At 71.5% G+C, this 23,170-nt stretch carries 19 protein-coding genes; 7 read left to right on the forward strand and 12 right to left on the reverse strand.

All coding sequences use genetic code 11. The features are described from left to right. Positions 1-38: 38 nt before the first annotated feature. On the reverse strand, positions 39-689 hold the full coding sequence (locus tag HD593_RS45745; RefSeq protein ID WP_185109170.1) for a M15 family metallopeptidase: 651 nt from the start codon (positions 687-689) through the stop codon (positions 39-41). Positions 690-701: 12 nt separating this feature from the next. Next, on the reverse strand, positions 702-1,850 hold the full coding sequence (locus HD593_RS45750; RefSeq protein WP_185109171.1) for an ROK family transcriptional regulator: 1,149 nt from the start codon (positions 1,848-1,850) through the stop codon (positions 702-704). 136 nt (positions 1,851-1,986) lie between these two features. Here HD593_RS45750 and HD593_RS45755 point away from each other — a divergent pair, with 136 nt between their 5' ends. The 4 genes from HD593_RS45755 to HD593_RS45770 all read left to right on the forward strand — a co-directional run bounded on the left by HD593_RS45755 (position 1,987) and on the right by HD593_RS45770 (position 6,716). Beyond that, the gene (locus HD593_RS45755; RefSeq protein ID WP_185109172.1) at positions 1,987-3,306 is read left to right on the forward strand and encodes an extracellular solute-binding protein; all 1,320 of its coding nucleotides are present in this window, start codon (positions 1,987-1,989) and stop codon (positions 3,304-3,306) included. 2 nt (positions 3,307-3,308) lie between these two features. Then, positions 3,309-4,319, forward strand: a complete 1,011-nt coding sequence (locus tag HD593_RS45760; protein ID WP_185109173.1) for a carbohydrate ABC transporter permease — start codon at positions 3,309-3,311, stop codon at positions 4,317-4,319. Next, on the forward strand, positions 4,316-5,167 hold the full coding sequence (locus HD593_RS45765) for a carbohydrate ABC transporter permease (protein ID WP_185109174.1): 852 nt from the start codon (positions 4,316-4,318) through the stop codon (positions 5,165-5,167). The genes HD593_RS45760 and HD593_RS45765 overlap by 4 nt, the downstream gene beginning before the upstream one ends. A 70-nt stretch (positions 5,168-5,237) precedes the next feature. Then, positions 5,238-6,716, forward strand: a complete 1,479-nt coding sequence (locus HD593_RS45770) for a glycoside hydrolase family 3 protein (protein WP_185109175.1) — start codon at positions 5,238-5,240, stop codon at positions 6,714-6,716. Between the two features lie 63 nt (positions 6,717-6,779). Here the strand turns inward: HD593_RS45770 and HD593_RS45775 are convergent, their stop codons facing one another. Further along, the gene (locus HD593_RS45775; RefSeq protein ID WP_185109176.1) at positions 6,780-7,961 is read right to left on the reverse strand and encodes an ROK family transcriptional regulator; all 1,182 of its coding nucleotides are present in this window, start codon (positions 7,959-7,961) and stop codon (positions 6,780-6,782) included. A gap of 170 nt (positions 7,962-8,131) precedes the next feature. On the opposite strand from HD593_RS45775, the gene HD593_RS45780 reads away from it, so the two are divergent. Continuing rightward, the gene (locus tag HD593_RS45780; RefSeq protein WP_185109177.1) at positions 8,132-8,581 is read left to right on the forward strand and encodes an RrF2 family transcriptional regulator; all 450 of its coding nucleotides are present in this window, start codon (positions 8,132-8,134) and stop codon (positions 8,579-8,581) included. Between the two features lie 12 nt (positions 8,582-8,593). Here HD593_RS45780 and HD593_RS45785 read toward each other — a convergent pair whose 3' ends face one another. Further along, the gene (locus tag HD593_RS45785; protein ID WP_185109178.1) at positions 8,594-10,672 is read right to left on the reverse strand and encodes an ATP-binding protein; all 2,079 of its coding nucleotides are present in this window, start codon (positions 10,670-10,672) and stop codon (positions 8,594-8,596) included. 76 nt (positions 10,673-10,748) lie between these two features. Here HD593_RS45785 and HD593_RS64800 point away from each other — a divergent pair, with 76 nt between their 5' ends. Further along, positions 10,749-11,897, forward strand: coding sequence for a PP2C family protein-serine/threonine phosphatase (locus tag HD593_RS64800; protein WP_185109179.1), 1,149 nt, complete (start codon positions 10,749-10,751; stop codon positions 11,895-11,897). Between the two features lie 3 nt (positions 11,898-11,900). Here the strand turns inward: HD593_RS64800 and HD593_RS60725 are convergent, their stop codons facing one another. Both HD593_RS60725 and HD593_RS45800 read right to left on the reverse strand, forming a co-directional pair. Then, positions 11,901-13,793, reverse strand: coding sequence for a serine/threonine-protein kinase (locus HD593_RS60725; protein ID WP_221525318.1), 1,893 nt, complete (start codon positions 13,791-13,793; stop codon positions 11,901-11,903). Beyond that, the gene (locus HD593_RS45800) at positions 13,790-15,703 is read right to left on the reverse strand and encodes a serine/threonine protein kinase (protein ID WP_185109180.1); all 1,914 of its coding nucleotides are present in this window, start codon (positions 15,701-15,703) and stop codon (positions 13,790-13,792) included. The genes HD593_RS60725 and HD593_RS45800 overlap by 4 nt, the downstream gene beginning before the upstream one ends. A gap of 114 nt (positions 15,704-15,817) precedes the next feature. On the opposite strand from HD593_RS45800, the gene HD593_RS45805 reads away from it, so the two are divergent. After that, positions 15,818-16,597, forward strand: a complete 780-nt coding sequence (locus HD593_RS45805) for a DNA-formamidopyrimidine glycosylase family protein (RefSeq protein WP_185109181.1) — start codon at positions 15,818-15,820, stop codon at positions 16,595-16,597. Here HD593_RS45805 and HD593_RS45810 read toward each other — a convergent pair. The 6 genes from HD593_RS45810 to HD593_RS45835 form a co-directional block, all read right to left on the reverse strand. After that, a complete protein-coding gene (locus HD593_RS45810) occupies positions 16,594-16,950 on the reverse strand; it encodes a helix-turn-helix domain-containing protein (RefSeq protein ID WP_185112531.1) in 357 nt (118 codons plus the stop codon). The genes HD593_RS45805 and HD593_RS45810 overlap by 4 nt on opposite strands. A 286-nt stretch (positions 16,951-17,236) precedes the next feature. Then, on the reverse strand, positions 17,237-17,728 hold the full coding sequence (locus tag HD593_RS45815) for a CinA family protein (RefSeq protein ID WP_185109182.1): 492 nt from the start codon (positions 17,726-17,728) through the stop codon (positions 17,237-17,239). A gap of 3 nt (positions 17,729-17,731) precedes the next feature. After that, a complete protein-coding gene (gene pgsA, locus HD593_RS45820; RefSeq protein ID WP_185109183.1) occupies positions 17,732-18,304 on the reverse strand; it encodes a CDP-diacylglycerol--glycerol-3-phosphate 3-phosphatidyltransferase in 573 nt (190 codons plus the stop codon). Continuing rightward, complete coding sequence (rimO, locus tag HD593_RS45825) at positions 18,301-19,713, reverse strand: 30S ribosomal protein S12 methylthiotransferase RimO (protein WP_185109184.1); 1,413 nt, start codon at positions 19,711-19,713, stop codon at positions 18,301-18,303. The genes pgsA and rimO overlap by 4 nt, the downstream gene beginning before the upstream one ends. Positions 19,714-19,773: 60 nt before the next feature. Further along, on the reverse strand, positions 19,774-20,535 hold the full coding sequence (locus HD593_RS45830; protein WP_185109185.1) for a helix-turn-helix domain-containing protein: 762 nt from the start codon (positions 20,533-20,535) through the stop codon (positions 19,774-19,776). 83 nt (positions 20,536-20,618) lie between these two features. Then, the gene (locus tag HD593_RS45835) at positions 20,619-23,123 is read right to left on the reverse strand and encodes a DNA translocase FtsK (protein ID WP_185109186.1); all 2,505 of its coding nucleotides are present in this window, start codon (positions 23,121-23,123) and stop codon (positions 20,619-20,621) included. Positions 23,124-23,170 lie beyond the last annotated feature (47 nt).

Raw genomic sequence — 23,170 nt, forward strand, 5'->3', positions numbered from 1 at the left:
AGTTGTGCCCCTACCTCACCCCCGGGAAAACCCGGTTGTCAGAGGGTGAACTCCACGGGGCCGTAGAGTGCGTGCGCGGCGCGGGTGGTCATCGCCCAGTAACGGTCGCCGTACGACCAGTGCCACCACTCGGTGGGGTAGTTGACCAGGCCGGCGGGCTCCAGCGCGGCGGCGAGCAGCTTGCGGTGGGCGCGGGCGTCGTCGGAGATGTTCGGGGCGGCGGTGTAGCAGGCGCCGGAGCTCTGCTCCGGGTTGTCGTTGACCTCGGTGCCCATGTCGTACTCGGTGCCGTCGGGGGCGCACAGGGTCAGGTCCACGGCGGCGCCTGCGGTGTGCGGGGCCACCTCGACCGGGGAGACGTAGCGGCTGGCCGCGACGTACGACTCCTCGGCCGTCAGCCCGGTGAGCGTGGCGCGGTACTCGTCGAAGATGCGGCGCTGGGTGGCGACGGGGCGGTACCCCTCGACGATCAGCAGGTGGTAGCCGTCGGGCAACAGGCTCTCCGCGTGCTCCAGGCGCCGCAGCACGCCGGCGCGCAGGTGTGCGTAGGCGCCCTGCTCGTCGGCCATGCGCCGGTCCACGCGCAGCCGCCCGCGCACGTCCGCGAGCGGTTCGCCGCTCTCCTTCGCCGGGATCGAGGTCACGCGGGGGTCCGAGATCAGCACGACCTCGTTCGGGGACTGCCACATGGGCAAGAATTCTCACACAGTGTCGGAGAAGACCTGCTCCCGGGCCTGTTCCAGGGCGGCCACCAGGGCGCCGCGCAGCACCGGGTTGCCCGCGACCCTGGTCGTGACGACGGTCGGGCGGCTCGGGCACACCCTGGCCACGGCCTCCTGCACCTTGGCCGCCAGCCGCTCGCCGCCAGCCCGGCCGATGTCGCCGCTCAGCACGATGAGGCCGGGGTCGAGCACGACCGTGACGGCCGCCGCGCCCAGGGCCAGCCGGGCCGCCACGGCGTCCAGGTACGCCTCGTCGCCGCCGCGTACCAGGTCGGGCACCGTGTGGCCGCTCACGCCGCGCTCGTCGGCGAGCCCGCGCAGCGCGTCGTGGCCCACCAGGCGCTGGAACGAGCCCGTCTGCGGCCGGGTGACGTCGGTGGGCAGCGGCTCGCCCGGGACGGGCAGCCAGCCGATCTCGCCGGCGCCGCCGGTGATGCCCCGGTGCAGCCTGCCGCCGAGCATGACGCCGAGGCCCTGGCCGACGCCCGCCCAGATGACCACGAAGTCGTCGTGGCCGACGGCGGCGCCGTGCCGGTGCTCGGCCAGGGCGACCAGGTTGACGTCGTTCTCGATGGTCACCGAGGCGCCGAGCGTCTCGCGCAGGCTGGCCAGCACGCCGACGTGCCAGGCCGGCAGGTCCACCGAGATGCGCACGTCGCCGGTGGCCGGGTCGACCACGCCTCTCGTGCCGATGACGAACGCCCGCAGTTGCGACAGGCTGACACTGGCGGCGTCGCACGCCCGCTGCACGGCGGCGTGCACCGCCTTGACCGGATCGCGCGCGTCGGAGGGGTTGACCGTGATCTCGACCACGACTCTGCCTGTGATGTCCGCCACACCGACGGTGAGGCTGTCGGGCAGGACCTCCAGGCCGGCGACGTACGCGCTCGACGGGACCACGGCGTACAGGGCGGCGTGCGGCCCCCTGCCTCCCGCCCGCTCGCCCGCGACCTCCACGAGCCCCCGTTCCTCCAGGCGCGCGAGGAGCTGACCTGCGGTTACCTTGGAGAGCCCGGTCCGCTCACCGAGCTCGGCACGGGTGAGAGGACCGTCTCCGAGGAGCAGTTCGAGCGCGGCGCGGTCGTTCAACCGGCGCAGCAACCGGGGGGTTCCCGGGTCTCGGCTCATCGGCGCACCCTTCTCGTCACGATCGGCTAACGGGCGTTTCTTTTAAGAAAGTTTCTTGTTAGTTTACCAGCATCGTTCGGATTTGACGATCAGCCTGGTGCGGACCGTAGGCCAGCACCCGGGAAGGGAGAACCCTGTGAGGATCGCGAAGATCACAGCCGCTACGGTCACCACGGCCGCGCTGGCCCTGGGCCTGGCCGCCTGTGGCTCCGGTGGCTCCGCTGAGCAACCCCCCTCGTCCTCACCCAGCGCCGCCGCCTCCGGCCCCAAGTTCGCCGGCAAGACGCTGAGCGTCTGGCGGCTCGGGAACAGCAACCCGGCCGCGGCCACGTACATGGAGGAGCTCAACGCCGAGTTCACCAAGCAGACCGGTGCGCAGGTCAAGCTGGAGTGGATCCCGTGGCCCCAGGTGGCCGACAAGTTCGCCGCCGCCGCGACCGGCACCGGCCCCGACGTGACCGAGATCGGCAACGACCAGGTCCCGATGTGGCAGAGCCAGGACGCGCTGACGCCGATCACCGACATCGCCCGCGAGGGCGACCGGTCCCAGATCCCCCAGAACCTCTACGGCTACGAGACCGTGGACAACGAGATCTACGCCGTGCCGTGGGGCGCGGGGGCCCGCGCGGTGCTCTACCGCAAGGACTGGTTCGAGGACCTCAAGATCGAGGTCCCGCAGACCTGGGACGACCTCGTCGCCGCGGCCAAGAAGATCCAGGCCGAGAAGAAGGGCGTGGACGGCTTCGCCTTCAACGGCGGCTCGGACGCCAACCACCTGCTGGCGGCCTTCGCCTGGTCCGAGGGCGGCGAGTACGCCGTCAAGGAGGGCGACAAGTGGGTCGGCAAGCTCACCGAGCCCGGCTTCCAGAAGGGCTTCGAGACCTACACCGGCCTGGTCACCACCGGCCTGTCCAACAAGGCGAACCTGACGCACGACACCACCCACATCCGCACCCGCTTCGCCAACGACAAGGTCGCGATGTACCTCACCGCCGCCTGGGACCTGTCGGGCATCGAGGAGGAGTCCAAGGGCAAGCTGAAGGGCGACAAGATCGGCTTCTTCCCGCTGCCCGCCAAGACCGGCGGCGTGGCGCCCTCCTTCTTCGGCGGCAACGACATCGCGCTGTGGGGCACCACCCAGCAGGCGGAGCTGGGCAAGGAGTACATCAAGCTGGCCACCAGCAAGACCTGGGCCGACCGGTACGCCAAGGAGGGCGGCCTGCTCCCTGTCTACCCCGACACCCTCCAGGCGATGAACGAGGACCCGGCGCAGGGCGCGTTCGCGCAGGCGTTCGCCAAGGCCAAGGCGTTCCCCGCCGACCCCAACTGGTCCGAGGCCGACGCGACCAAGGCGGTGCTGCAGAACGCCGCTCGTGCCGTCATCGAGGGCAAGAAGGACACCACCACCGCCCTCGCTGACGCCAACAAGGAACTCGAAGAGATCCTGAACCAGTAACGATGGCGAACACGACAACGGTCACCCGGGGCAGGGGTTCCTCCCCCTCCCCGGGGCACCGGCGCAAGGACGCCGGGCGCGTGCGCGCCAGCGGGATGCCGGCCTGGAGCATCCCGTACCTTCTGCTCGTCCCCGGACTGCTGGTCATCGCCGGCCTGCTGCTCTACCCGATGGTCCAGCTCGGCATCATGTCGTTCCAGAAGGTCGGGCTGGCGCAGGTCAGGGGGACCAGGCCCGCCGAGTGGGTCGGCCTGGAGAACTTCGAGAAGGTCCTGTCCAACGACATCTTCTGGTCGGCCCTGCGCAACAGCCTGGCCTTCGCCTTCTTCGGCGTCAGCCTCACGCTGATCCTCGGCACCGCGGTCGGCGTGCTGCTGCACCGGCTGGGCAGGAAGATGTCGCTGTTCGTGGTCATCGGCTGCATGTTCGCCTGGGCCGTGCCGCCCGTCGCGCAGGGCGTCATCTGGCGCTCCCTGTTCGACGCGGAGGCCGGCATCGTCAACTGGGCGCTGAACCTGCTGCCCGACTGGCTGGCCGCCCCGCCGGACGGCCAGACGAGCTGGAGCGGCACCCCGTGGCTCAACGACACCCTGCCCCTCTACATCGCGCTGGTCATCTGCGTGGTGTGGGCCGGCTTCCCGTTCATCGCGGTCTCCGTGCTGGCCGGGCTCAAGGGCATCCCCGCCGAGCTGTACGAGGCGGCCAAGGTGGACGGGTCGGGGGCCTGGCACACGTTCAGGAAGATCACCCTGCCCATGCTCCGGCCGGTCTTCGCCGTTCTCACGATGCTGTCGATCATCTGGGACTTCAAGGTGTTCAGCCAGCTCTACGTGCTCATGAACGGCCCCACGAACCGTGACGGCTTCAACCTGTCCATGTACGCCGTCGCCGAGGCGTTCCGGCCCCCGCAGAAGCTGGGCACCGGCGCGGCGATCTCCATCGTCCTGACGATCATCCTGCTGATCATCACCGTGTTCTACGTCAGGCAGATCGTGAAGCAGGAGGAGATGTGAGCCCGATCGCCCGCAAGAGGCTCGGCAAGGTCGCGCTGAACGCCGCCGGCCTGCTGGTCTTCCTGTTCGCGACCTTCCCCGTCTACTGGATGGTCTCGACGGGCTTCAAGGAGAACGACCAGATCTTCACCACGGAGTTCATCCCGTTCCCGACGCACTTCACGTTCGAGCACTTCGAGCGGGTGCTGACCGAGGGCGTGGCGAACAACTCCATCTGGCTCTACATGCGCAACAGCGCGGTCGTGGCGCTCGGCACCGTGCTCATCGGCTCGGCCTTCGCCCTGCTGTCGGCCACCGCCATCGCCCGCTTCCGGTTCAAGGGCCGCGGCGCCTTCCTCATCACGCTGCTCATCGTGCAGATGCTGCCGTCGGAGGGGCTGCTCATCCCGCTGTACATGATGGTCAAGCGGGTCGGGCTGGGCGACCAGCTCCTCGGGCTGATCGTCACCCAGGTCGCGCTGACGCTGCCGTTCGGCGTCTGGATGTTGCGGACGTTCGTCGCCGCGGTGCCCAAGTCGCTGGAGGAGGCGGCCTGGATCGACGGGGCCAGCCGGCTGACGACGTTCTGGAAGGTGCTGTTCCCGCTGGTCGCGCCGGGGCTGGTGGCCACGAGCATCTTCTCGTTCATCACCGCGTGGAACGACCTGGTCTTCGCCCTCTACCTGATGTCGGGTTCCGAGGGGTACACGATGCCGGTCGCCCTGCAGTTCTTCTTCGGCCAGGAGGGCGTCGACTGGGGCGCGATCATGGCCGGATCGACCCTGATGACGATCCCGGTCGTCGTCTTCTTCCTTTTCGTGCAACGCCGCATGGTCCAGGGGCTGACGGCGGGCGCCGTAAAGGGCTGACCTATCCAGAGATATCCGTACGGTGCCGCCGGCACCGTACCCGACCCTGCCTTGATACGGATGAGGAGCCATGAGTCAGAGTGATCGGGGGCTGCGCCGACTCGCGGCCGGCACGCTGCTCGTCGCCTTCCAGGGCACCACGGCGCCCGGCTGGGTGCTGCGCGAGCTGGAGCACGGCCTCGGCGGCGTGACGCTCTTCGGCTTCAACGTGGCCGACCCCGGCCAGGTGCTCGGCCTGACCAGCGCGCTGAGGGGAGCCGGTGAACCCGTCATCTCGCTCGACGAGGAGGGCGGTGACGTGACGCGGCTGGCCTACCACGTCGGCAGCCCGTACCCGGGGAACGCGGCGCTGGGGGCCGTGGACGACGTGGAGCTCACCCGCCGGGTCTACCGGGCCATCGGGTCCGAGCTGGCCGCCTGCGGCATCAACCTGGACATGGCGCCGAGCGCCGACGTCAACACCGAGGCCGACAACCCGGTGATCGGCACCAGGTCGTTCGGCACCGTGCCGGAGCTGGTGGCCAGGCACACGGTCGCCGCCGTCGAGGGCCTCCAGTCGGTGAACGTGGCCGCCTGCGTCAAGCACTTCCCCGGCCACGGCGCCACCCGCGTCGACTCGCACCTGGCCGTCCCCGTCGTGGACGTCGGCCTGGACGTGCTGCGGGAGCGCGAGCTGGCGCCGTTCCGCGCCGCGATCGGCGCGGGGGCCAAGTCGGTGATGACCGCGCACGTGGCGGTGCCGGCGGTGACGGGCAGCACGCCCGCCACGCTGTCCGGCGCCGCGCTGACCGGGCTCCTCAGGGGCGAGCTCGGTTACGACGGCGTGGTCGTCACCGACGCGCTCGACATGCACGCGATCACCAAGAGCGTGGGCCTGGCCGGGGGCGCCGTGCTCACCCTCGCGGCCGGTTCCGACCTGCTGTGCCTGGGGCCGCTGCCGACGTACGACGACGTGCAGGCCATCATCGCCGAGATCGTCTCCGCCGTGCGGGAGGGCAGGCTGCCCGAGTCCAGGCTGGAGGAGGCGGCGGCGCGGGTCGCCGCGCTGCGCTCCTGGGCCGCCGGGCCCGAGCGCGCGGTGCCCGCCGCGGCCGGCCAGAACGGCGCCGAGCAGAACGGCGCCGAGCAGAACGTGGTCGGGCTGCATGCCGCCCGTCGTGCCGTCCGCCTCACCGGCGCGGCCACCCCGCTCGTCGAACCCCTGGTGATCGAGGTGGACACCCCGCCGACCATCGCCGTGGGCGACGTGCCGTGGGGCGTCGGCCCCTGGCTGCCCGACGCCGAGATCCTGCGCGTCAAGCCCGCCGCCGCCGACGTCCCCGGCCTGCTGGCCAAGGCCGACGGCCGCTCGCTGGTCGTGGTCGTCAAGGACGCGCACCGCCACCACGAGAGCCGGGACCTGGTCTCGGCGCTGGTGTCGGCCCGCCCCGACACGACGGTGATCGAGATGGGCCTGCCGGTGTGGCAGCCGGACAGCGCCGCCTACATCGCCACGTACGGCGCCGCCCGCGCCAACGCCCAGGCCGCCGTCGAACTCCTCACCGCCTAGGCCCCGCCTCGACCGGGCGCGTCTCGCCGGCCTCCCGGCACGCGCCTGGTCCAGCGCGGCGTGTCAGGAGGCCAGCAGATCCTCGCGCGCCTGGTCCAGCGCCGCCAGCACCGCCCCGCGCAGCACCGGGTTCTTGTCGGTCACCGTGGTCGTGACGACCTGCGGCCGCACCGGGCAGATGCGCGCCACGGCCTCCTCGACCCGGGACGCCAGCGCGCCGCCACCGGCGTGCCCCACCTCCCCGGCCAGCACCACCAGCCCGGGGTCGAGGATCACGCACACCGCCGCCACCCCCAGGGCCAGCCGCTGCGCGATCTCGTCCAGCAGCGGCTCCCCCTCGGCCCCGGCCGCCACCGCGACCTTGACGCACTCGGTCGCGCTGCCGGCCGCGAAGCCGTAGCCCTGCGCCAGCTCGGTCACCGCCTCGGCGCTGACCAGCGACTGCAACCCGCCGGCCAGCGACGGCAGCCGCCCCGGCAGCGTACGGATGTCCTCGGGCAGCGGCACCCCGGGCACCGGCAGGTAGCCGATCTCCCCCGCGCTGCCCGAACGCCCCCTGTGCAGCTTGCCGCCCAGCGTGACGGCCATGCCCAGGCCCCGGCTGGCCCACAGCAGCACGAAGTCGTCGAGCCCCTGGGCGGCCCCGTCGGCCCGCTCGGCGATGGCGGCGAGGTTGACGTCGTTCTCGATCGTCACCTGGCGCCGCAGGTCGCCCGCCAGCGCCTCGTGGATGCCCTCGTGCCAGCCCGGCAGGTCGAAGGAGAAGCGGATGTCGCCGCTGCGCGGATCGACCACGCCGGGCGTGCCGATGACGACGCCGCGCAGCTTGGAGATGCTCACCTTGGCGCTGCGGCACGCCTTGACGATCGCCCCGTGCACCAGCGAGACGGGGTCGTCGTGGCCGTCGGGGTCGACGGTGACCTCGGCGATCGTGTTGCCGTGGATGTCGGCGACGGCCGTGGAGATCAGCTCGGGCCCGACCTCGAAGCCGGCGACGTACGCGCTGGAGGCGATCACCGAGTAGAGCGCCGCGTTGGGCCCCCGCCCGCCTGCCTGCGTGCCGACCACCTCGACCAGCCCGCGCTCCTCGAGCCTGGCCAGCGTCTGCGAGGCCGTGACCTTGGACAGACCGGTCAGGTTGCCGATCTGCCCGCGCGTCATCGGACCGGTCGCCAGCAACAGCTCCAGCGCGGCCCGGTCATTGATCTCCCTGAGCAATCTGGGCACACCAGGGCGTCGCTCCACGCTGAATCCCACCGTCAAATCGAAAAGGTTGTTGGAAGTTTAGCGCTCCCATTCTCGCCTGGTGCGAACGCCGATTTCCGCACCTGGGACGCGCCCGGCGTAAGCGGATCTCCCGCCCGATCTGGCAAGCTTTGTCTAACCAGTGTTGACCAGGAGGGATAATCGAGAACATGCGCCTATCCGCTCGTGTCGACTACGCCCTCCGCGCCGCCGCCGAACTGGCCGCCGCCGGTGCCGGCCCCACCACCGTGGGCGAGCTCGCCAAGGAGCAGGACATGCCGCCCAAGTACCTGGAGAACATCCTGCTGCAGATGCGCCGCGCCGGGCTGGTGCGCGGGCAGCGCGGGCCGGAGGGCGGCTACGTGCTGGCCAGGCCCGCCTCCGACATCTCGCTGGCCGACGTGATCCGCGCCGTGGACGGCCCGCTGGCCAACGTGCGCGGCGAGCGGCCCGAGCACGTCGGCTACCGGGGGCCCGCCGAGTCCCTGCAGCAGGTGTGGATCGCGTTGCGGGCCACCGAGCGGTCGATCCTGGAGGAGGTCACGCTCGAACAGGTCGCTTCCGGGTCGCTGCCCGAGCGCGTCCGCCAGCTCGCCGCCGACCCCGCCGCCTGGGACTGACCGCCCGGGTGATCAGCGGGCCGACAGCGCGTACGCGACGCCCGCGTCCAGATCGGTGTCCCGGCCGGCGCTGAAGGCCTCGTCGTAGGCCCGGTCGCCGAGCATCCCGCGCACCTCGCTCTCGCAGGCCCGCCGGGTGGCCACGAGCTCCGGAGTGCCGATCTGGTGCTTGCCGACGGTGTCCCAGATCTGGTCGGCCAGCCCCAGCATGCGCGCGGCCCGCTCCCCCTCCCCCGCCGCGACCGCCGCCGGGGCGAGCACGTCGATCGCCATCGCCATCCCCAGGCTGTCGTGCAGCCGCCACTTGACCTCCAGCGCCGCCTTCGCGTACGCCCGCGCCTGCTCGGGCCGCCCGCACGCCAGTTCGGCCTGGGCCCGCAGCACGTCACCGTAGGCGCGCTGCCACCGCTCACCGTGCTGGTCGCAGAGCGTACGCAGCCGCTCCAGCGCGGCGATGCCGTCCTCGAAGCTGCCGGCCATCGTCCTGCTCATGCCGTAGCTGGTGCAGGCGAGCAGCTCGGGGAAGCAGAAGAGCGAGCGCTCCTCCCGGTCGATCACCTTCCTGGCCGCCTCGGCCGCCCGCGCGTTGTCGCCCATGATGATGGCGGCGCAGCTCATCGCGCACCAGGCCATCAGCGTCGCCTCCACATCCCCCTGCGCCTCGGCCTCGGCCGCGCACTCGACGGCCAGCTTCTCCGCGAGCGCCCCCTCGCCCTGGCACACCAGCACCAGCGCGCACGCCCACATGGCCTTGCGGCGCGCGGGGCCGGGCGCGCGGTCCTGGGCCAGCGCCCGCTCCAGGAAGTGCCGCCCCTCCTGGAGGAAGCCGCACGGGTACCAGAAGAACCACAGCGCGCCCGCCAGCTCCAGCGCGGTGTGCCCCTCGGGCCGTACCAGGGCGAACTGCAGCGCGGCCCGCAGGTTGGGCAGCTCGACGGTCATCCGGTCGTACCAGGCGTACTGGTCGGGGCCGATCCAGGAGGCGTCGCCGTCCCTGGCCAGCGCCAGGTAGTAGTCGCGGTGGCGGCGCCTGACGCGCTCGTCCTGGCCGAGGTCCTTCAGCCAGATGGCGCCGAACTCGCGGATCGTGTCCAGCATCCGGTAGCGGTCGCCCGCCCCTGTCGGCTCCCAGATCAGGATCGACTTGTCCGCGAGCGACTCCAGCAGTTGCGGGATCTGCCAGCTCGGCAGCCGGTCGTCGGCGCAGACCTGCTTCACGGCCACCGGGTCGATGCCGCCGGCGAACACCGAGGCCCGCGCCCACAGCAGCCGCTCGGCCGGGGTGCAGAGCTGGTGGCTCCAGCCGATCGCGGTACGCAGGGCCTGGTGCCAGGGCGGGTCGGCGTCGTACACCTGGTGGTCGGTCGTGCCGAGGACCGTGAAGCGGTCCTCCAGGCGCTCGGCCAGCCGCGCGGGTGACAGCTCGCGCAGCCGGGCGGCGGCCAGCTCGATGGCCAGCGGCAGCCCCTCCAGCCGCCGGCACACCCGCATCAGGGCATCGCGGTTGCGCTCGTCCATCGTGAAGCCGGGCACCGTGGCGGCGGCACGGTCGAGGAGCAGCTCCACCGCATCGCCCTCCCGCCAGTCGTCGCCCTCGGGGACCGGCAGCGGGTCCACCGTGCGAACCTGCTCCTCCGCGCAGCCCAGCGGCCTGCGGCTGGTGGCCAGCACGCGTAGCCGGGGCGCGGCGGCGAGCAGCGTCCTGACCGCCTCCGCGCAGGCCTCGGTCAGGTGCTCGCAGGTGTCGAGCACGAGCAGCAGCTCCCGATCGGCGAGGTAGTCGGCCAGCACCTCGGTCACCGGCCGCGAGCTCTGGTCGCTCAGCGGCAGCGCCTCCGCGATCGCGTACGGCAACGCGCTCCCCTCCACCAGCGGCGACAGCGCCACCAGCCAGACCCCGTCGGCGAACTCCTCCCGCAGCTCGGCGGCGGCCCGCAGGGCGATCCTGCTCTTCCCGACCCCGGCCACCCCCGTGACCGTCACCAGCCGGGACCTGCCCAGCAGCGCCCGTACCCCGTCCACCTCCCCGCGGCGGCCGATCATTCTCGTGCTCTCGCCGGGAAGGTTCCCCTGCCACTGGCCGACCTGCATGATCGTCACCTCACTGGACTCGGCGTGCCCCACAGTTTGCCGGAATCGCTCCCGCACCGTCACTAAAAGTGAGAAGGTGGCTACTCGCGATCGCAACCACCAGAGGACCGCAATCTCCCGAGGAGGCGTCATCTCGCGGCAAATCGCCTCCAGTCACCAGCGCCGGCTGCTGCTCGCGCTGCTCGCGGCCGAGGTGGTGGTCGCTCTGGCCGACGCCGCGTACGCCACGGTCTCCCTGTCGGCCCTGCTGCTGATCGGGCCGATGGTCGCCGGCCACCTGCTGACCGTCCGCCACACCGTCCTGGCCGCCGCCGTGGCGCTGGCGCTGGCGCTGCTGCTGCCCGCGGTGGACGAGGGCTCCGACCTGCCGCACCACCTGGTACGCCTGCTCATCGTGGCGACAGGCGGCCTGTGGGCGTGCGTGACGGCCCGCGCCCATGCCCGCCACCGGGCCGAGCTGGCCCGCATGACCCGCATCGCGGAGTGGGCGATGATCCCCGCGCTCCCGGCCGAGCTGGGCGGGGTCGGCCTGGCGGCGCACACCCGTTCGTCGGCCGGGGCCGCCCGCATCGGCGGCGACCTGCACGACGCCGTCGCCACGCCCACGGGCCTGCGCCTGATCGTCGGGGACGTCAAGGGTCACGGCCTGGACGCCGCGCACCTCAGCGCGACCCTGCTGGCGGCCTTCCGCCGCACCGCGGCCGCCGCGCCCGATCTGGCCGCCCTGGCCCTCCAGCTCGACGCCGCCGTCTCGCCCAGCCTGGGGCCCGAGGACTTCGCGACGGTGCTGCTGGCCGAGTTCGTGCCGGGAGGGGTGCTGCTGGTCAACTGCGGCCATCCCGCCCCCGTGCGGGTGGACAGCCGCCTGCGCGCGCTGCACCCTCCGCGCCCGTGCCGTCCGCTCGGGCTGTCCCCCGAGCCGTACGTGTGGCGCGTACGCCTGCTGCCCTCCGACCGCCTGCTGCTGTTCACCGACGGGCTGACCGAGGCGCGCAGCTGCGAGGGCCTGGAGCTGCCCTTCGACGAGCACCTGCACGCGGCGCTGACGCAGGCCACGCTGGAGGAGTCGCTGCGCGAGGTGCTCGACCTGCTGCGGCGGCACACCGGCGGGTCGTGCTCGCACGTGGTGGACGACCTGACGCTGATCCTGGCCCAGCCGCTCCCCGCCGCCACCGTCCCGCGGCCGGCGCCGGTCGCGGAGGATCGCCCCGGCCGGCCGGACTGACGGTCATCTCCTGGTGAACCAGAGCACGACCTCGTCCAGCTCGCTCTTCGGGCCGGTCGCGAGAGTGCGTACGGCGCGGCCGTTCACGTCCATGAGCAGGACGTCGAGGGTCTTCGCGCGGGTCCGGGTGGCGAGGAAGTGGCGCTCGTCGAGCCAGCCGCGGAAGCTCACGCCCTCGGGGAGCCTGGTCGTCGCCCTGCGCTCGCCGCTTCGTGCGTCCCAGTGACAAATATTTCCACTTTTATCCGGACATATGGTGCTGAAGACTGTGCCGAGCGTCGTCCGTGCCGCCCCTCCCGCCTGCTCTCCGACACCGGAGAACGTCCGCAGCGGCCTCCCGTTCAGATCCAGCTCGCTCACCACGCCGTTCCGCGGCTGGTACAGCACGCTCCTGCCGTCCGCGCCCCACGCGTACTCCGCCTCACGGACGTCCGCCACATCGACGATCTTCACGGCGCCGGTGACCGCGTCCACCACCGCGAAGCCCAGGGCCTGGTCGTCCGTGGTGGCCACCGTCGCCAGCCACTGCCGCCCGTCGGCGGACCAGCTCGGGCGCCACAACGTGGCGGGCTTGTCCACCGTACGCGGGTGCCGGTCCTGTCCCGTGGCGCGATCGCGCAGCCAGACGGTCTCGTGGGAAGTCTCGGCGAATCTCGAGCCGGCCAGGGAGGCCACGTAACGGCCGCCCGGCGAGACGATCGGCTCCTGGAGGTTGGCGAAGAAGGCGAAGGAGCCCGTGGCCGGATCCCGTACGTAGGAGGCCGAGCCCTGGCCGTCGCGCTGGTCCTGGTACGAGGAGACCCAGAGGGGGTCGGCGGGGTTCTCGTGCAGCGTGATGCCCGTGCCGGGCAGCTTCAGCTCGGAGACCGACGTGGCGGCCATCACCCCGGCACGCGGCACCGGCAACACCACGGGCTTCGGGGCGGGCGGCTCCGGCTCCGGCGCCGGCCGCAGCAGGAGCACCGCGGCCGCGACCGCCACGGCGACGGCCACCGCGCCGGCCACCAGCCGCCATCGCCGGCGGGCGGGAGGCGCCGCGGACTGCTGCCCCTCCGCCAGCAGCCGCTGCTCGCCGGTGTCCCGCAACACCCGCGCGGGCACACGGTGGCCAAGCAGGGTGAGCAGCGCCCGCGCCGCCGTGGGCCGGGCGGCGGGGTCCTTGTCCAGGCAGCGCGCGGCCAGCTCCCGCAGCTCCCCGTCGAGCTCGCCGAGCTCGGGCTCGGCGTGCAGGATCCGGTTCACCAGCGCGGGCAGCTCCCCCGTCCCGAACGGCGGCCTGCCCGTCGCGGCGGCGACCATGGTCGAGGCCCACGCGAACAGGTCGGCCGCGGGCCCGGCCGCCGCACCCGAGAACTGCTCGGGCGCCATGTACGGCGGCGTCCCCACGATGTGCCCGCCGCCCGTCTCGGACTCCTCCAGCGCCCTGGAGATGCCGAAGTCGATCACCCGGGGCCCGTCCCTGCTGAGCAGCACGTTGCCGGGCTTGAAGTCCCGGTGCACGACGCCCGCCTGGTGGATGGCCGCCAGCGCGGTCAGCGTGCCGATCGCCAGCCGCCGCAGCTCCGCCCCGCGCAGCGGGCCGCGCTCCTGGATCACCTCGGCCAGGGCGGGCCCGTCCACGTACTCGCTCACCACGTACGGCGTGCCGCCCACCTCACCGCTGGCCAGCACCTGCGCCGTGCAGAACGCCTTGACCCGCCGCGCGTACCCGATCTCCTGGTCGAAGCGCGCCCGCGCGTCGGGGTCGTCCAGGCCGTCGCCCAGCACCTTGATCGCGACCCTGGTGCCGTCGGGCGACTCGCCGAGGTAGACCACCCCCTGGCCGCCCGCTCCCAGCCGGCCGACCACCCGGCGGCCGTCGACGTAGAGGGGGTCGCTCGCGACCAGCGGCTTCATGCGGGCGGTGCCGGAGCGTACTGGAAGAGGGAGGGTTTGTCCGTGGCGATGTCCGCCAGCACGCGCGCCGTGTCGCCCACGAGGTCGATGACCTTGACCACCTCGGTGTTCCGCTTCTTGCCCGGATCCTTCACGAGCAGGTGTTTCTCGTTGAACCAGCCGAGGAACTCGCCGTCCTTGTCCGTGAAGGGCACCGTGGCCTGCCGGGCCCCGGTCTTGAGGTCCCAGACGCAGTACGAGTCACTGTTCGGGCAGACCGTGGCGAACCTCGTGCCGGACGGCGAGAACCACTGGGTGCCGCGCGGCAGGCCCACCCAGTGAAGGGTCCGGGTGACCTGGCCGGACATGTCGTAGTACTCGATGCCGCCGCGCTTGCCGTCCCAGTAGCCTCGCACGATCGTCCCGCCCGGGTCGAAGGTGTAGGCCAGGGCCGTGTCGTCGCTGTACTCGGTCTCGACGTGGACGGCCGTTCTGGCGGCCACGTCGACGACCACGAAGCCCACGAGCCGGTACGGCTCCTTCTTCATGTCGGCGACCGACAGCAGCAGCTTGCTCCCGTCCCTGGACCAGACGGGCGTCATGGTCTGCAGGGGCTTCTTGACCGTGTTGACCACGAAGGACTCGCCGGTGGACAGCCTGGAGAACTTGATCTGGTCCAGATCTCCCGTCCGGAACTTGATCATCGGGTTGAGCGCCACCCAGTCGCCGCCGGGCGCGAGGACGGGCTGCTCGGTCTCCCCCAGGTGCTTGAACGTGCCGCTCCTGTCCCTGACGTACGTCCTGAACGCGCCCTGGCCCTCGATGTAGGACGCCAGGCGCACCGCGTCCTTGGGGTGCTCGTGCAGGGTGACGCCGATCACGGGCAGTTCCGTGTCGGTCTGCGCCTTCTTCTCGACCTCCCCCTCCGGGGCCGCCACCGCGGACGGCGTGATCGTCGGCGCGGTCGTGGGCGTCGGCGACGTCGTGGCCGCGGCCTGGTTCACGGCCGGCGCGCGGGCGCCGCCGAGAGCGTAGACGCCCGCTCCCGACACGAGCGCCCCGGCCACGAACGCCGCCCCCAGGGACAGCAGGCTCCGGCCCCGGCGGGCCTGTGGGGCGGGCTCGGGAGGCGCCGGGTCCCCGTCCACCTTCCCGGTCAGGAACGACGTCTGGCCGACCAGCCGCAGCAGCACGTCGCTGGCGGCGGGCCGCGCGGCCGGATCCTTGTCCAGGCACCGCGCGAACAGGTCGTGCAGCTCCCCCAGGCCGAGCAGGTCCGGCGCCTGGTTGACGATGCGGTCGACGGTGGCGCTCATCGACCCGCCCTCGAAGGGCGAGGCGCCGGTCACGGCGAACACCATGGTCGCCGCCCACGAGAACACGTCGGCGGCCGGCTCGGCCTCGCCGCCGCGCAGCCGCTCGGGCGCGGTGTAGGCGGGCACGGCCACCTTCCTGGTGGAGACGGACGCCGCCGCCATCGCCCGCTCCAGCCCGGCGTCGATCACCCGGGGGCCGTCCGGGCCGAGCAGCACGTTGCCCGGCCGGATGTCGCCGTGCACCAGCCCCGCCTGGTGGAGTGCGACCAGCGCGGTGATCGTCCCCGCCGCCAGCCGGTAGAGCCCCACCCCGTCGAACGTGCCGCCGGCGTCCTTCAGCGCGGGCCCGTCCACGAACTCCGTCACCAGGTACGCCTGCTCGCCGGCCACCCCCGCGCCCAGGATCTGCGCGGTGCCGACCACCGAGGCCCCGCGTAACGGCTCCATCGCCCGCAGGAACGGCTCGGGCTCCATCTCGGGCGGCAGCAGCCGGACGACCACGGGCTCCCCGGCCCTCGACCGTCCGGTGAACACGTCGGCTGCCAGCCGTCCGGTCAACCGGTATTCCGCGACCTCGGTGGGATCTCCCGCGCGTAATTCCGCTATTTCCGGCATGCCCCGTCTCAGCCCTCCGTCAAGGCCTACTCCTGATCGCCATTATGGCCATGAACCCCGATAAAGGCAGAGCTCCAAGCAAACGAAGCTGAAAGCCCCTCTTAAACTGGGAAAATGCCCGAAGGAGACGCCGTCTACCGGACCGCCGCGCGGCTCAGGGGCGCGCTGGACGGCCAGATCCTGACGAGATCGCAGTTCCGCGTGCCCCAGCACGCCACGGCCGACCTCACCGGACGCCGGGTGATCACCACGCTCTCCAGGGGGAAGCACCTGCTCACCCGGATCGAGGGCGAGCTCACCGTGCACACCCACCTGCGCATGGACGGACGCTGGCAGATCATGCGGACGGGCGACCGGATCCCGCCCGGCGACCAGGTCAGGCTGATCCTGGCCAACGAGCGATGGCAGGCGGTCGGGGTCAAGCTCGGGATGGTCGATCTCGTCAGGACGGCCGGCGAGGCACGCCTGGTGGGCCACCTGGGGCCGGATCTGCTCGGCCCGGACTGGGACCCGGATGAGGCCGTGCGAAGACTACGAGGGGCGCCCGACAGGACCATCGGGGAGGCGCTGCTCGATCAGCGCAACCTGGCGGGGATCGGCACGATCTATCGCGCCGAGACCCTGTTCCTGCGCGGGATCTGGCCGTGGAAGCAGGTCGGGGAGATCGAGGATCTCGAGGGGCTCGTGTCGCTGGCACAGCGGCTGCTGGAGGCCAACAGGGGACATGCGGGCACGGTGACCACAGGTGATCGCCGCCCAGCGAATCAGACCTGGGTCTACGGCAGGGCGGGGAGGCCCTGTCGCCGATGCGGCACCCGCATCAGCCGTGGGGAGATGGGGGCGCAGCCACAGGAACGACTGATCCTGTGGTGTGCTGGCTGCCAGCCGCGTTAGGCAGCCACCATGTCCTTGACTTCGGGGAACACGGAGTCGGAGATCGACCCGGGAACCGTCTCGCCAAGAGGCAGGCGCTCGTGCTCGGGCACGTCGGCAAGCACAGGGGCAGCCTGGAGCTCCGCCAGCGCGAACTGGTCGGAAACCTCACGCAACACCTGCGAAAGCGGCACACCGAGCGCGCCGCAGATCGACGCGAGCAGCTCGGACGAGGCCTCCTTCTGGCCGCGCTCCACCTCGGACAGATAGCCGAGCGAGACCCGGGCCAGCGTGGACACCTCTCGTAGCGTGCGTCCCTGCCGCACCCGCAACCGCCTCAGCACATCTCCGAGCAGCTGACGCAGCAGAATCATCTGTCGCTCCCTCCCCGGCGCGGATGTCTTCACCACGCCCCGCGCGATCGGATCGTGCCGCACATTGTTCTTCTTGGCTTCGTACATACTCCTCGCCGTCATCATTGGGCGTCTCCGCCCCTGGACCGCCGCTCGTGGCTTGTTGCGCGACTCATCAGGCCCGCCTGCCGGGCGCTCGGTGCTTGCAGTTGGCTCACGGACCTCACTCACAGCTCCACCGTACCCGTATCCACCGACACCGCGTCAGACCGCGCATCGCATGTTCGCTCGGGACGTAACACGGTAATCACCCGGAATGTTCCCCTATGTTCGCCTTCAGCACACCTGACAGGAGATCGACTGCCTCGTCCACCGTCTCTACCCTGATACGTTCGCGCGACCCCAGAAGTCTCAATTCCCGCGACGAAACCTGCCCGCCGGGCCCGGAGACCGCCACGTACACCAGGCCGACCGGCTTGCCGTCCTGCGGCTCGGGCCCCGCCACGCCCGTCACGGCCACGCCGTACGTCGCCCCGCACACCCGCGCCACCCCCGCGGCCATCGCGGCGGCCACGCCGGGGTCCACGGCCCCCTCACGCGCCAGCAGCTCCTGGGGCACGCCCAGCAGCTCGTGCTTGAGGTCGGTCGCGTAGGAGATCACTCCGCCCCTGAACGCCTTGGAGGACCCGGACACGGAGGTGATGGCCGCCCCGATGAGCCCGCCCGTCAGCGACTCGGCCACGGCCACCGTCGCCTCCTGGGCCACCAGCATCGTGAGCACCTCGGCCATGTCCGCCATCGATCACTCCCCGCGCGCCTGCTTGGCCACTTTACGCAGTTTCACGGCCCTGAAAAGGTAGTCGGCCCCCGTCGCCACGGTGACCACGACCGCCCCGCCCATCACCACCCACCGCACGGGCCCCGGCACGAAGGGCAGGAGATACAGGACGATGGCGGCGATCTGCAGCACGGTCTTGACCTTGCCGCCGTAGCTGGCCGGGATGACCGCGTGGCGCAGCAGCACGAGCCTGAGCACCGTGATGCCCAGCTCCCTGCCGAGGATCACGATCGTCACCCACCAGGGCAGCTCGTCCAGGATCGACAGGCACACCAGCGCCGCCCCGGTGAGCGCCTTGTCGGCGATCGGGTCGGCGATCTTGCCGAAGTCGGTGATCAGGCCGTAGCGCCTGGCCAGCTCGCCGTCGAGGTGGTCGGTGAGCGAGGCCACCCCGAAGACCGCCAGCGCGGCCACCCGCCAGCCCGTGCCCGGCAGGAAGAGGCAGACGACGAAGAAAGGGACGAGCACCAACCGGAGGACCGTGAGGACGTTGGCGATGTTCCACGGGCTTACCACGCGGCGCTCGTCCCTTGTCATGGACCGCCGGCCTTGATGCGCGCGATCAGGTCAACCCCCTCGGCGTCGACCACGTGCGCGCGAACGATCTGCCCCTTGACCAGGCCGATGCCCTGCACCGTGACGGAGCCGTCGACCTCGGGCCCCTGGTGCGCCGCCCTGCCCTCGTAGCCGCCGTCGCCGAGGTCGTCGTCGATCAGCACGTCGACCTCGGTGCCGATGCGCTCCTCCGCCCGCTGGGCGGTCAGCTCCTCGGCCAGCTCGGTGAGCATGCGCACGCGCTCGTCGACGACCTCCTGGTCCAGCTTGCCCGGCAGCGTCGCCGCCTCCGTGCCGTCCTCGTCGGAGTAGCCGAACACGCCGATCACGTCGAGCCTGGCCTCCTCCAGGAACCCGACGAGCTCGCCGAACTCCTCCTCCGTCTCTCCGGGGAAGCCCACGATGAAGTTGGAGCGCACGCCCGCCTCGGGGGCGCGCTCGCGGATGGTCTCCAGCAGCCCGAGGAAGCGCTCGGGGTCGCCGAAGCGGCGCATCCGGCGCAGCACCGTGCCGCTGGCGTGCTGGAAGGATAGGTCGAAGTAGGGCACCACGCCCTCGGTGCCGCAGATCACGTCGATCAGGCCGGGCCGCAGCTCTGCGGGCTGCAGGTAGCTGACGCGCACCCGCTCGATGCCCTCGACGGCGGCGAGCTGCGGCAGCAGCTTCTCCAGCGCCCGCAGGTCGCCCAGGTCCTTGCCGTAGGACGTGGAGTTCTCGCTCACCAGGACGAGCTCGCGAACGCCCCTGTGGGCCAGCCAGTCGGCCTCGGCGAGCAGCTCGTCGGGCCGGCGGGAGACGTAGGAGCCGCGGAAGGCGGGGATGGCGCAGAACGTGCAGCGCCGGTCGCAGCCGGAGGCCAGCTTGAGCGAGGCCACCGGGCTCTCGTCGAGCCGTTTGCGCAGCACGCGGGGGCCGCTGGCGGGCGCCAGGCCCTCCGGCAGGTCGCCGTGGCCGGGGATGTTGGCCTTGGGCGCGCTGGCACGATCCACCGGCGAGATGGGTAGCAGGGTGCGGCGGTCGCGTGGCGTGTGCGGCTTCAGCGGCCGCTCGGCCAGCACGTCGTCGAGGCGGTCACCGATCTCGGCGTAGTCGTCGAAGGAGATGACCGCACTGGCCTCGGGCAGGGCGTCGGCGAGCTCGTTGCCGTAGCGCTCGGCCATGCAGCCCGCGGCCACCACCTTCGCGCCGGAGTCAGCGGCGGCCAGGAGCGTGTCGATCGAGTCTTTCTTGGCCGAGTCAATGAAGCCACACGTGTTGACGACGACGACATCGGGGTCGTCGTCGCCCAGCTGCCAGCCGGCAGCCTCGAGTCGCGCGGCCAGCTCCTCGGAGTCGACCTCGTTGCGTGCGCAGCCCAGAGTGATCAGCGATGCGGTTCGGCGGGATGACATGGTGAACACTACGGTATCGGGAGTTGGCCACCACCCGATGCACTGGCTCCCCCCGCACGGCTACCGCGACTGCGGTTTGGGCGGCCCGAACGAGCGCCGCGCCACGTCTCCCCTGCCGCCGAGACCCTTCACCCTCTTGCCGTTGACGTGCACCGTTACCGCTCCGGCGTCCGCCAGCAGCACGTTGACCTTCTCGGGCGCGCGCCACGTGGAGGTCTTGCCCGCCTTGAGAGTGCCGGCGAACAGCTTGTGCCCCTCGGCGTCGTGCAGGCTCACGTACGACGACCGCTTCGCCTTGATACGCACGGTAACCGTGTTCTTGGCCGAGGTCTTGGACGGCGTCGGCCGCGGCGTCTCGGTGATCGGCGTGTTCGGCGGGACGCTGGGCCGGGCCGAGGCGGCCCGTACGTCACCCGTGCGCACCTGGTCGCTGGCGCCGCCCATCACCCGCATCATGCCGAAGACCACCACGATGGCCAGCGCCACGCCGAGCGCCATCGTCCAGTTCGGCCCGCGCCGCTCCGGCAGGTTGATCTTGCGGTCGGCCTGGAACACGGCCGAGGCCGGCATGGGCTGCGGCGGCCCGCCGTACTGCTGGTCGTAGAGATGGACGGTGGCCTCGGGATCGAGCCCCACCGCCTTGGCCACGGCCCTGACGTGCCCTCTGGCGTAGAAGGCGCCGCCGCACTGGCCGTAGTCGTCCTGCTCCATGCAATGGATCATGGCCTCGCGGATCCTGGTGGCCGCGCTGACCTGCGCGACCGTCAGGCCGGCCGTCTGCCTGGCCGCCCGCAGCATGGCCCCGATGCTCTGCTCCTGCACAGCGAACCGCCCCCCACCACCCTGGCTACTCTTCGTGGTGGTACATATTCAATCAGTTACCGCCGCGCAACCGTGCATTGGGGTCATTCGCCACGCAGATCCGCCAGCAAACCCGGCAGATCGTCGGGCTTCACGAGCACCTCGCGCGCCTTGGAGCCCTCGCTCGGGCCCACCACGTTCCGGCTCTCCAGCAGGTCCATCAGCCGGCCCGCCTTGGCGAAGCCGACCCGCAGCTTGCGCTGGAGCATGGAGGTCGAGCCGAACTGCGTGGTCACGATCAGCTCGGCCGCCTGGATCAGCAGGTCGAGGTCGTCGCCGATGTCCTCGTCGATCTCCTTCTTGACCGGCGCCGCCGCCACGTCCTCGCGGTACTCGACCTGCATCTGCTCCTTGCAGTGCGAGACGATCTCGGCGATCTCCTTCTCCGAGACGAACGCGTTCTGGATGCGGATCGGCTTGCTGGCCCCCATGGGCAGGAACAGCGCGTCACCCTGGCCGACCAGCTTGTCGGCGCCCGGCTGGTCCAGGATGACCCGCGAGTCGGTGAGGCTGGAGACGGCGAAGGCGAGCCTGGACGGCACGTTCGCCTTGATCAGGCCGGTGACGACGTCCACGGAGGGCCGCTGCGTGGCGATCACCAGGTGGATGCCCGCCGCCCGGGCGAGCTGGGTGATGCGCACGATCGAGTCCTCGACGTCGCGCGGGGCCACCATCATGAGGTCGGCCAGCTCGTCCACGATCACCAGCAGGTACGGGTACGGCTGGTAGACCCGCTCGCTGCCCGGCGGCGGCTGCAGCTTGCCCGCCCGCACGGCCTTGTTGAACTCGTCCACGTGCCGGAACCCCGACGCCGCCAGGTCGTCGTAGCGCCGGTCCATCTCGCCCACGACCCATTCGAGGGCCTCGGCGGCCTTCTTCGGGTTCGTGATGATGGGGGTGATGAGGTGGGGGATGCCCTCGTACACGCTGAGCTCGACCCGCTTGGGGTCGACCAGCACCATCCGCACCTCGTCGGGGGTGGCGCGCATCAGGATGGACGTGATCAGGCCGTTGACGCAGACCGACTTACCGGCGCCGGTGGCGCCCGCGATGAGCAGGTGGGGCATCTTGGCGAGGTTCGCGACGATCGTGCGGCCCTCGACGTCCTTGCCCAGGCCGACGATCATCGGGTGGTGGTCGGCCTGCGCCACCTGGGCGCGCAGCACGTCGCCGAGCGCCACCAGGTCCTTGTCCGCGTTCGGGATCTCCACCCCGATGGCCGACTTGCCGGGGATCGGCGACAGGATGCGGACGTCCGCGGACTTCACGGCGTAGGCGATGTTCTTGGTGAGCGCGGTGACCTTCTCCACCTTCACCGCGGGCCCGAGCTCGATCTCGTAGCGGGTGACCGTCGGGCCCCGGGTGAACCCGATCACCTGCGCGTCGATGCTGAACTGCTCCAGCACGCTGGTCAGCGCGTTCACCACGGTCGTGTTGGCCTTGGTCTGCGGCTTGGGCGCGGTGCCCGGCTTGAGGTACTGCAGGTCGGGCAGGCTGTACGGGCCCGCCTGCGGCGACAGGACGAGCTGCTCGACCTTCCGGGGCGCGGGCGTCGGCTCCGGCGGCTCAGGACGCCTCTCAGGCTCGGGAGCGGGCGTCTCCTCCTCGTCGGTCAGCCCCGGCACGATCTCCGGCGAGTGGTCGCCCTTCTTGTCCTTCTCCGCGATCACCGGCGTGTCGTACGGCTTGACGCCGTCCTCGCCCTCTTCGGGCTTCTTCGTCCTGACCCGCTTCCGGGCGGCGGGCTTGGGCGCGTCCGTCTCGGAGTGCCGTTCGAACAGCATGTGCCTCAGCTCGGCCAGCCGCTCGGGGATCCGGTGCACGGGCGTGGCGGTGATCACCAGCACCCCGAACCCGGACAGGAGCAGCAGCAGCGGGATCGTCACCCATGGAGGCAGGATGCTCATCGGCGGCGCCGACACGATGAACCCGACCATGCCGCCGGCCTGCGACACCTTGTCCATGCCCTGGCCCTGCCCGGCCGGGTACGGCGTGCCGTTGGCCACGTGGATCACGCCGAGCACGCCCACCATCAGCGCCGCCCAGCCGATCACCATGCGCCCCGTGTCGGCGTTCTGGTCGGGATGGCGCAGGTAACGCCAGGCCAGCAGCCCGAGCAGCAGCGGCAGCGCCCACGCCAGCGAGCCGAACACGCCGCGCACGGCGGCGTTGACCACGCCGGCCACCGCCCCCTCGGAGTTGCGCCACGTCATGGCCGCCAGCACGATCGCGCCGGCCAGCACCGTCAGGCCCACCCCGTCGCGCCGGTGCGCCGGATCGAGCTCCCTGGCGTTCTTGCCCAGGGCCCGCGCCGCGCTGCCGAGGCCGTTGGCGAACAACATCCACAGGCCGACGATCAGCCTGCCGATCATGGTGAAGACCCAGCTGATCGGGTCCTGGTGGGTCATCGAGGGCTTACGGCCGGTGGCGGCTCCCTTCGCCCTGGGTCGTCCCGCCGACGCGGCCCCGCGCTTGGCGGGGGTCGAACGGGACGAGGTCGACCGCTTCGCCGGCCCCTTCGATGCGCTTTTCGGCGTACGGGTGGCCATGATGCCAAAGGTACGACGGAGACACCGCGGTACGCGCGGAGGCTCGC

It is taken from the genome of Nonomuraea rubra (assembly GCF_014207985.1).
In the GTDB taxonomy this organism is placed as follows: Bacteria; Actinomycetota; Actinomycetes; order Streptosporangiales; family Streptosporangiaceae; genus Nonomuraea; species Nonomuraea rubra.